Annotated in this window: 8 protein-coding genes and 1 pseudogene; 4 read left to right on the top strand and 5 right to left on the bottom strand. The window is 61.5% G+C overall.

What is annotated here, in order from left to right:
• Positions 1-472, top strand: a pseudogene (locus G6N77_RS19190) (hypothetical protein); the annotation flags it as partial.
• Between the two features lie 3 nt (positions 473-475).
• Here G6N77_RS19190 and G6N77_RS19185 read toward each other — a convergent pair.
• The 3 genes from G6N77_RS19185 to G6N77_RS19175 form a co-directional block, all read right to left on the bottom strand.
• Positions 476-1,042: a hypothetical protein gene (locus tag G6N77_RS19185; RefSeq protein WP_165183775.1), complete on the bottom strand. Its 567-nt coding sequence runs from the start codon at positions 1,040-1,042 to the stop codon at positions 476-478.
• Between the two features lie 154 nt (positions 1,043-1,196).
• Positions 1,197-1,400: a hypothetical protein gene (locus tag G6N77_RS19180; RefSeq protein WP_165183774.1), complete on the bottom strand. Its 204-nt coding sequence runs from the start codon at positions 1,398-1,400 to the stop codon at positions 1,197-1,199.
• A gap of 224 nt (positions 1,401-1,624) precedes the next feature.
• Positions 1,625-1,948: a PadR family transcriptional regulator gene (locus G6N77_RS19175; protein WP_165183773.1), complete on the bottom strand. Its 324-nt coding sequence runs from the start codon at positions 1,946-1,948 to the stop codon at positions 1,625-1,627.
• Positions 1,949-2,192: 244 nt separating this feature from the next.
• On the opposite strand from G6N77_RS19175, the gene G6N77_RS19170 reads away from it, so the two are divergent.
• Entirely contained in the window at positions 2,193-2,756 is a 564-nt protein-coding gene (locus G6N77_RS19170) for a recombinase family protein (RefSeq protein ID WP_165183772.1), read from the top strand.
• A gap of 15 nt (positions 2,757-2,771) precedes the next feature.
• Here G6N77_RS19170 and G6N77_RS19165 read toward each other — a convergent pair whose 3' ends face one another.
• Together G6N77_RS19165 and G6N77_RS19160 are read right to left on the bottom strand one after the other, a co-directional pair.
• Complete coding sequence (locus G6N77_RS19165; RefSeq protein ID WP_262455730.1) at positions 2,772-2,903, bottom strand: recombinase family protein; 132 nt, start codon at positions 2,901-2,903, stop codon at positions 2,772-2,774.
• Positions 2,904-3,508: 605 nt separating this feature from the next.
• Positions 3,509-5,743, bottom strand: coding sequence for a helix-turn-helix domain-containing protein (locus G6N77_RS19160; protein WP_165183771.1), 2,235 nt, complete (start codon positions 5,741-5,743; stop codon positions 3,509-3,511).
• A gap of 870 nt (positions 5,744-6,613) precedes the next feature.
• Here G6N77_RS19160 and istA point away from each other — a divergent pair.
• Positions 6,614-8,197 carry an IS21 family transposase gene (gene istA, locus G6N77_RS19155; protein ID WP_165183770.1) on the top strand — a complete coding sequence of 528 codons (1,584 nt, stop codon included), beginning with the start codon at positions 6,614-6,616 and terminating at the stop codon, positions 8,195-8,197.
• On the top strand, positions 8,197-8,973 hold the full coding sequence (locus G6N77_RS19150) for an ATP-binding protein (protein ID WP_205678445.1): 777 nt from the start codon (positions 8,197-8,199) through the stop codon (positions 8,971-8,973). Before istA ends, G6N77_RS19150 begins: the two co-directional genes overlap by 1 nt.
• The last annotated feature ends 243 nt before the right edge of the window (positions 8,974-9,216 follow it).

Here is a 9,216-nt window from a genome sequence, read left to right as displayed (position 1 = left end):
CTTCCGCGACGACAAGGACAAACACGGCCGCCACCGCCAGGACCTGGACCCCGACCGGGCCGCCATCACACTCCGGGGCTGGACACCGAACCGCACCCCCGACGGGCGCGTCGGCTGGACCTCACCCACGGGCAAATACCACCCGCCCGAGCCCCGCACCACCCAACCACCCGCCTACCCCAAATGGCTCAAAAAACAACTCACCCAAAACCCCCGCCCCGCACGAACAGGCCCGGCACCACGCTTCGACCTGCGCAGCAGCCCCCTCGAAAACCTCCTCACCTACAAAACCCAGCCCCAACTGCATCACACATGGAAGGGTGCAGGGCATCGCCGGTTTCGGCAATGCCCTGCACCCTTATTGATGTCGTTCTCTATCGCAAACTGTCAGCCCGCCATAAGTGAAGGCACTTACCCTGCGCAGGCGATGATGGATGCGGATGCATTTCGCGATGGCGGGACAATCGCGTAATCGCTATTGGATCTGCAACCCCTTGCCCGCAACGGGGCCACCGAAGTCGTAACAGGTGTTGTAGTTGGCCATCGGGCCGCGCCACAAGCTCCACATGTTGACCCCAACTCCATCCTGATACAACGTGCGACCAACGTTGTTGCCGGGACACAAGTACCGCACGCCCCATACTCCAGGGCTGGCATAGAGTTCGCCAGCGTTTGCGAAACAATAGGTGGTTCCATTTTCAAGAACCCACCGGTAGAAGTCGATGCGGCCCGCGCAATTGGGCTGTGTGGTCAGCGGCTGAATCCCACTACGCTGCGTGGCTGGCAGTTGGGGCAAGGCTGTCTGAAACTTGGCCAGTTCGGCAGGAGACGCCGCCGAACTTGTGGCGGGTCCTTCAAATCCAACGATGTTCAGGGAAGCGGGATCGATCCACCCCATCTCGACCGGAGACGTGGCCGATTCGAGCAGCGCTGAACCATCGGGTACGACCGAATCATTGGCTTGTGCCCCTGGAACGGCCAGTACGAAGCACAACAATCCAGCCGTCACCATCCCCAGAAGCGTGCGCGTAATAGTTTTCAAGTTGTTGCCTCCCAATAATTGGCGGGCAGCCGGAGCCGTTCGAATTTCTCCGGCCGCCCACGATTGCGGCCTGCTGATGCAAGGCTAGAACCCATTAGACCTTACTCGATCTATATCGCATAAAGATGACGGCGAATCCGGCTGGTTGAAAATTCTAGGGCTGCCCTATTGGCATGGACGTTGCTGGTTCATTGCTGATGTTCAGTGTGGAGATGTCGGTCCAGCCGACGTTCTTTTGCATTTCATCGTTCGTTAGGTGCGTTACGCTCGGCGATGCCGACGTTGCCGGAAGCGAAACGCCAAGGCCGGCTGCGGCCAGAAGTGCTGCCGCCCCGAGTGACGATAGTGCTGCTTTCATGTGTTTCTTCCTTTCGGTTGACTCAGTCGCTGCGAGACCTCGTTGGACTGCTTTCGTTCGCGCGCGCAGTGATGCCCCCAATGCACCACAGGCGACCTGGCGTTCCGGGATGCCACAGAGCGCGGCATCCCGGAAATCGGCCAGGTACTCTTCTCGTTTCCTTTCGCGGAGTTCCACCGGTGACAGCAAGACGGCAATCTTGAGTATCAGGTGGCCTGGGCGGCTCATGTGCCCAGCCCCACGGGCCTGGGCGCGGTTCTTGCCGAGGGTGATGCCTTCGCCCGGAATTTACGCGAGGCGTCAACGGCAGCAGCCCGGCCGTCTGCTGTCAGCGCATAGAAACGACGCCGTGGCCCGGGGCGTTCGCTTGAGGACTCCCATGCCGATGTCACCCATCCGGCCGACTCGAGCCTGTCCAGGATCGGGTAGACAGTTCCGGGCGGACGGCCCGTTTCCTTAATGATCAGCAATCCCCACTGGTCCCTGCTGGCAAGCAGGGCCTCCAAAACATCCACCGTTGCGCCCGTAATTCTTGGCAAACTGTCCATGCCGGTAATCTACCTATATCGAGATGGATGCGCAAGTGCCTACACGCGAAGCTGCCTTGGGGTCTGAGTGGCAACGGAACAGGATTGCGTGTTTGATCTTCGATGTCAGTTTGAGGTATGCCCCAACCGGACGTCAGGCATGATGACATGTCACCTGTCAGAGTAAAGTTATGTTTTTTATTTATTGACACATGCGGGCGAAGGTCGTAGATTTCATCCTGACAGTTTCACTAGTGGAGGTACTGTGAGCGGCCAGCGTCTGGGATATATTCGGGTCAGCAGTCTGGACCAGAACACGCAGCGGCAACTGGACAACATCCAGGTCGCCAGGATGTTCACGGACAAGGCATCGGGCAAGGACACCAAGCGGCCTCAGTTGGAGGAGCTGCTGAGGTTTGCCCGCGACGGGGACACCGTTCTCGTACACAGTATGGACCGGTTGGCCCGCAACCTCGATGACCTGCGCTCCGTGGTTCAGAAACTGACCGGCAAGGGTGTGCGCATCGAGTTCGTGAAGGAAAACCTGGTCTTCACCGGCGAAGACTCGCCCCTGGCAAACCTCAAGCTCTCCGTCATGGGCGCGTTCGCGGAATTCGAACGCGCCCTCATCGGTGAACGCCAACGCGAAGGCATCGCCCTGGCCAAAAAACGGGGCGCCTACCGCGGCCGCAAAAAAGCCCTCACCGCCGAACAGGCGGCAGAATTAGCCCGACGTGCCGTTGCCGGGGAACCGAAAGCAGCCCTGGCCCGCGAATATGGCATCAGCCGCGAAACTGTCTACCAATACATCCGCCATCTCGCCCAGTAAACGAACCTTGGCGGCTCACGACACGTTCAGGAGTACTGGGCCGTTCAGGGTGTGTACCACCAGCACGTCCCCGGTCCGGACCTGGGCAAGGGCCGCGGTGAGTCCTGGGCGGTCCGTGGTGGCCCCGGATTTCCTGTCCACATGGATGTGTTCGGCCGTGATGCCGGCGTCCGCCAGGGCGGCCAGCTAGCGCCCCAGGTTCTGCTTTGCCGTTGAGACCCGCGCGTATCCAATATCCATGCCTGCACCGTACCGGATCTTGGTTCCGTACGCGGGAGCCGGCGGCCGGTTGTGGCATAACTTTGGGACGGGAAGGTTACGCGTGATTCCCGGATACTTCGGGCCCGGGTGAGTCCCGCCGGGGAACGTCCCGTTTCCTTGGAAGTGAGACACTCCGCGTGGGCGAACCATTCCCACGACGCACAGACCAAGCCAAGTCTGTAAAGCTACCTCAAGAACGCGACGGACACTCTCAACCCATCAAGAACAAAGGTGCAACAGCGGGGGGCTAAGACAGGAAGGGCTTTGACACGCTGAGGGTGCGTCAAAGCCTTCCTGTCTTAGCCCCCGCGGGACCCCTAGAAGGCTGGCCTATCTACGGCGTCCAAACAACTGTCGCCGGTGACCATGGATAAAGAGTCCAAGCAATCTTCGGGTAGTAGTTGAATATGCAACCATATACAGGCAAACAAACCTGGGCATGACCTCAGGCCTCCGGTCATAGCGATTTAATGCTATTAGCCCGGTGGTGATTATTTGATGGTGTATTTGAGGATGAGGTTGGTGCCGGGGTAGCGGGTCTCGGTGCTGTTGAGGTGGTCGCAGAGCTCTTTGATGGCCGCGGTTTTCGCCTTGGTCGGCAGCGGGTCCAGCCGGATCACCAGGTGGCCTGGCTCGCTGGTGTCGATGTCGCCGGGCTGGTTGAATGCCTGGCGCATGAGTGCGTGGGCTTCCTGGTTGGCGCGCCGGTAGCCGGTGTTGGTGCGGATCTCCCGCGCGATCGTCATCGCGGTGTTGTAGGCGGCCATGCGGATGCCGTGGTGGATCAGCTTGACCTCGGTGTTCAGGACCTGTTGTCCCGGGTTCAGGTCCCCGAGCCGGACCTTGGCCGGAATGCTCTTATGCACGTTCTCGGCAGCGGCCAGGGCTTTTTCTGCTTCCCATACCGGTGTCATGGCCTGGTTGTGCATGGCGCTGGTCACCGTGACCTCGCCGGCGCCTTCTGCCGGGGTTTTCAGGGCCAGCAGGTTCGCATCCGCCACGGCGGCGGCCTCTGCATGCGCGTTCCTGGCGGCAACAACTTTTTGGTAGGCCTTCTTCTTGGCCGGTTCCGGCACCAAACGGTCCTCGTTGTCACCGGTGCTGGTGTAGGAGTCGTGGGAGTCGAGGTCGAAGTGCATGCGGGCGTAGCGGAACTGGTTTTCCTGCCGCCACCGGGACCCCATCCGGTACACCACCTCCCCGGCGCTCATGGTGCGGTCGGTGGTGAGGATGTGGATTTGCCGGGTGCCGCCACCGGTCGCCGCCACGATCCGGCTGACCTGCCGGATCGGGAAGACTTCCCCGGTCGTCTTCGTCGCGGCCAGGGACAGGTCAACGACTGTGTCAGCGACCGACCACTTTCGCTCTTCCCCGTGCCCGTCGGTATGGGAGACCTCTTTGAAGAGATCTTTCTGGACATCTTTGCTGGCGCCCTTGCGCCAGGTGAGCACATCAAATCCCTTTTCAGCCATGTGTTTGAACAGATCCGGGGACCAGCCGCCGCGGTCAAAACCGACCAGCACGCGCCGGCCGTCACCGACGGCTGTGCGCAGCTCCGGCAGGAGGCGGCGCAGCTCGGCGGCGAGGGATGCACCGGGTGCGGACATGACGACGAACACGGGTGAGCCGTGGGCGTCGGTGACCCAGGTTTCCTCGGTGGCCGGGACGGGGAACTTCAACCGTGTCGAGTAGATTTTCCCGATCTTTTTTGTGCCCTGGTAGGCGCGCACGTGCCCGTCAACGTAGAGGATGGCGGCCAGGTCTTCCCCGCCCGGACCGGTGGCGGTGAGGTGGTGTTTGGCCAGGGCCGCGATCAGGTCCTGAGCCTTGTCTGCCTCGGCGAGCTGGGAGATCCGGCGGCGGATCGTTTTCACCTCCGGGGCGCGGTCCATGCCCAACACCCGGCCAAGCTCTTGGGGGTCGAAGCGGGTGGCGCCCTCGGCCCGGGCCTCCCCGGCCAGGGCTCGCAGTACGGCATCGATCAGGACGGTTTCCAGTCCGTAGAACCCGTCCGGCAAGGACCCATACGTGTCTTTCGCGCAGGCCAGCAGGCCGGTAGTTTCCAGTGCCGGCAACGCCAGGAACAATCCGGCATGCCGCGCCCGGGCGGCCGGGGCAAACCGTGGTTCCGCGCACTCAAGGAGCCCGGCCCGTGCCGCGGCCCGTTCCCCGCCCCGGGCGAGAGGTGCCGGCAAGACCGGCAGCGGGAGCTGTTCCGGACGCCGCGTTCCCTCCTGCCGGGTGAGGCTGGATGTTGATGCTGTTTCCTGGATTCCCTGTTCATCAACGATTTTCAGGGCGCGCCGGACACTGAATTCCGAGACGCCGACCGCGGCGGCAATGGAACGCAAGGAGCGGTGCTGCCCGCGCAGGGCAACGATCCGTTCGATCGTTGAAGCCACCAGCACCGAGGGACGCTTGGGCCCCTTCTTCTCCGCCACCAGGGCCGCCACCCCGCCGGCATCGGCCAGTTGGCCCCACTTCCACAGCGCCACCGTGGAAACCTTGAAAGCCTTCGCGATTTCAGCGGCCGAGGCCGCATGCAGGCGCACCAATTTCACGGCCGCCCAACGACGGGCGGCACCATCCCCGACATCCCAAACATCACAGAGCTGACCACGAATATAGACCTCCCCGCCCCGGTCGCCTTCAACCAGGGACACGGCCAGGCCCACCGGCACCGCCGCAGGAACCATTGACAGGGGAAGAGGCGGCTGGGCAGTCATAACAGCCATCATTCCACCCTCCATGAGACGACAAAACAGTAAGTCTATTTTATCGCAGATTGGGCAAAATTAACAGTCTTTTACCCAACAAAAACCCCGAAAAATCAACGACCACCCAAAACCGCCCCACCATCATGACCGGAGGCCTGGACCTTGGTGGGTAATATACCCATTATTGCCACTAACAAGGGCTTGATTGACTATCATATTTGAAATCACATTCACGCCGCCGCTCATGTTGGAAAAATATGCGGTGTGTAGTGGGAATGTCGTTATCTTGGTCGAGTTGAAGCAGTACCGGATCTCGGAAACGTACGAGTAAAGACGAACGCCCACGGAGTTCCTATTTTCGTTTCCATATGCATTGTCTACGCAAGTGTCGGTAAGCAACAAGGGCTTCGCGGCGGTCCCCCTGGGCTGCGGCACCTTCTTCGACGAGATGAGATAGGTTGTCGACTTTGATGGGTCAACGATCCATTTTGAGATGTCAGGGTTGTCCTGAACCCACTTCGCATCGCTGGCGGTTTGAGCTCCGTTGAGATATCGGGCTTGGATGGCGCGTGCCGTTTCAACGATGCTTGACGAATCAGGCATGTTTGATTGGTCAATCGATGAGGTGGCCCCTGAAGCGCCACCGGCCGGTACTACGATGAATCCTGCAACGACCAATGCGATGGCCGCTTTAATTAGTCCTTTTCTTCGTGAAAACATCAAATTTCACCCCCATTGTTAAATAGCGGCATTTGAAACCACCAGTCCACGCAAGTGGTACCGCAGCTCCACAAACCGGGAACCGGGTCTTTGGATGTGTTTCGCTGGGCATAGCTGCAACACACCCGGTGTTGCGCTTTGACCCTTCGAGGAGAAACGATGACGGATCATCGTGTCATCATGCGGCTACTGGTGCAGGGCCGCAGTTACAGCGAGATCGTGGCGAGCGAGAACTGTTCGCGGCGCAGCATCTCAACCGTGAGCAAGGTCCTGGCCGGCCGCGGCATCACCACCCCGGCCCAGGTCGAGGAACTCACCGACCGGCAACTGCACGACTGGTTCCCCGACGGCCGGTCAAGGAAGTCCGAGCAGTACGAGCAGCCGGACTTCGAGGCGGTGCACCGGTCCATGAAACATGACCGGAACTTCACGCTGCAGCAGGCCTGGCAGGGCTACGTCATCCGGGCGGGAGAGCATCGCAAGTACGGGTATTCGAAGTTCTGCGCCCTGTTCGCCCAGCACGTGGCCTCCAACGACCTGTCGGCCACGATCCACCACGAGCCCGGCAGGACGATGCAGGTCGACTGGGCGGGGCAAACGCTGCCGGTCACCGATGCGCTGACCGGCCAGGTCTCCAAGGCGTACCTGTTCGCCGCGGTGCTGCCGTACTCGGGGATGGTGTTCGCCAGGGCCTCGCTGAGCATGAACCTTGCGGCATGGATCGACCTGCACGTCAGGGCGCTGGAGTATTTTTCCGGCGTGCCGCAGATCCTGATCCCGGATAATGCCAAGACCGCCACCTACCGGCCCCAGCGCAAGGATCCCCAGCGGCTGCTCAACGACCGCTACTCCCAGTTCGCCACCCATTACGGCACCGCCATCGTGCCGGCCAGGGTGAAATCGCCCCGCGACAAGGGCGCCATCGAGCGGGCGGTGCGCACCGCCAACCACCGGATCATCGGGCGACTAAGCCATGAGGCGTGGCACACGATCCAGGAGCTGAACGAAGCCGTCGAGGTGCAGGTGGAGGAGATCAACGACCTCAAGAACCCCTACGGGGTCAGCAAGCGGGAAATCTTCACCACCGAGGAGGCCTCCCGCCTCGGGAGGCTGCCGGGGCAACGCTTCACGCAAGTGACCTGGAAACAACTCAAGGTCGGGCGAAATTACCATGTGACCTGCGACTACCAAAATTATTCGGCACCCTACCGGCTGGCCGGACAGACCCTCCGGGCCCGGTTGACGGACACCAGCGTGACGCTGTTTTCCGGGGAGGAAATCGTTTGCGAACACCCACGCAAATACGGGCGCAAGGGCCAGTACTCGACCCTGGGCGAGCACGTGCCGCCGGCCCACCAGAACATCGCCAACCTGTGGTCGCGGACCTGGTTCCTGGACCGGGCCCAGGCCTACGGGCCGGCCACGAGCGAGGTGATCACCAAGGTCCTGGACCGGCATGCCATCGAGGCCCAAGGCTACCTGGACTGCCAAAACATCCTCGACGGGCTGGGCAAGAAGGGCAAGGCCCGCCTGGAGGCGGCCTGCCGGCAGGTGCTGAACACCGCAGCGATCCCCACCTACACCACCCTGAAACGGGTGCTGGCCACCATCACCAGCGACCAGCAGGCCCCGCCGGTTCCCCGGTCCGCGGGAAACACCGTCAAGCCCGAGCGCTCCGAGATGCCGCAGCTGGCCGAGCACGTGTTCGTGCGCGGCTCCGACTACTACCAGGAGGGGTTCTGATGCCCATCTTCACCCCCGAGGACCACGAGAAGTTCAAGGCCCTGAAAATCACCAAGGTCGCCGCGGCCCTCGAGCTGCTCCTGGCCGACGCAGCCAACGAGCAGGTGCTGCCGGAGACCCTGTTCCGCCAAGCGGTCGACGACGCGCTCGAGTCGCGGCGTTCGGCGCGGATCGAGCGCCTGGTGACCCAGGCCGGCCTCCCGTTCGCCGATGCCTCGATCGCGGAGCTGGACTACCGCCAGGACCGCGGCGGGCTGAACGCGGTGCAGATGGGCCGGTATGCCAAGAACGACTGGGGCCGGGAGCAGATGAACGTGGTCATCACCGGGATGTCGGGTACGGGCAAGACCCACCTGGCCTGCGCAATCGCGGTGGCTGCGTGCCACAACGAGCACAGCGTCAAATACTGGCGCATGGACAACCTGGGGTTGGCGCTGGTGAGCGTCCATGACGACCATATCGCCCACCGAAACCTGCTTGACCAGCTTAAGGACGTTGACCTGTTGATCCTGGACGACTTCTTAACCATAGGGATCGACGCCCGGGCGACCAACGACCTGTTCACGGTCCTCGCCGACCGGGACCGGCGCCTGCCGACGATGGTCCTGTCTCAAACCGGGCCGGAGTATTGGGTCCAAATGATTCACGACCGAGTCGCGGCAGACTCGATCGTGAATCGGCTGGCGAACAATTCACGACACATCAAACTTGGAACGGTTGATATGCGGCGTGAAGAAAACATGCGAAAACGCCAAGCCGGGGACCACTGGAACTAGCCGGCAGGCCCCGTTCACAACGATACAGGGCGGGCCGCGACGGGTGCCGGACATCAGCGAGGGCTGGTGGCCGGTACCCGGTCCGTGGAAGCGCGGTTCCACTTACGTGGACTGGCGGTTTCAAAAACGGCTACTTAACACCCCATTATGGCATCGCGTCGTCCCCGACTGGTTCAGTCCATCGTAGTGGCGATTCGCAATGTGGAATCACACTATACAGTTGTCAAATTTATGTCAAGGATT

This window comes from Arthrobacter silviterrae, assembly GCF_011045165.1.
Lineage (GTDB): Bacteria > Actinomycetota > Actinomycetes > Actinomycetales > Micrococcaceae > Specibacter > Specibacter silviterrae.
The sequence above is the reverse complement of the archived record's forward strand: the minus strand, read 5'-3'. Positions and strand labels throughout refer to the sequence as shown.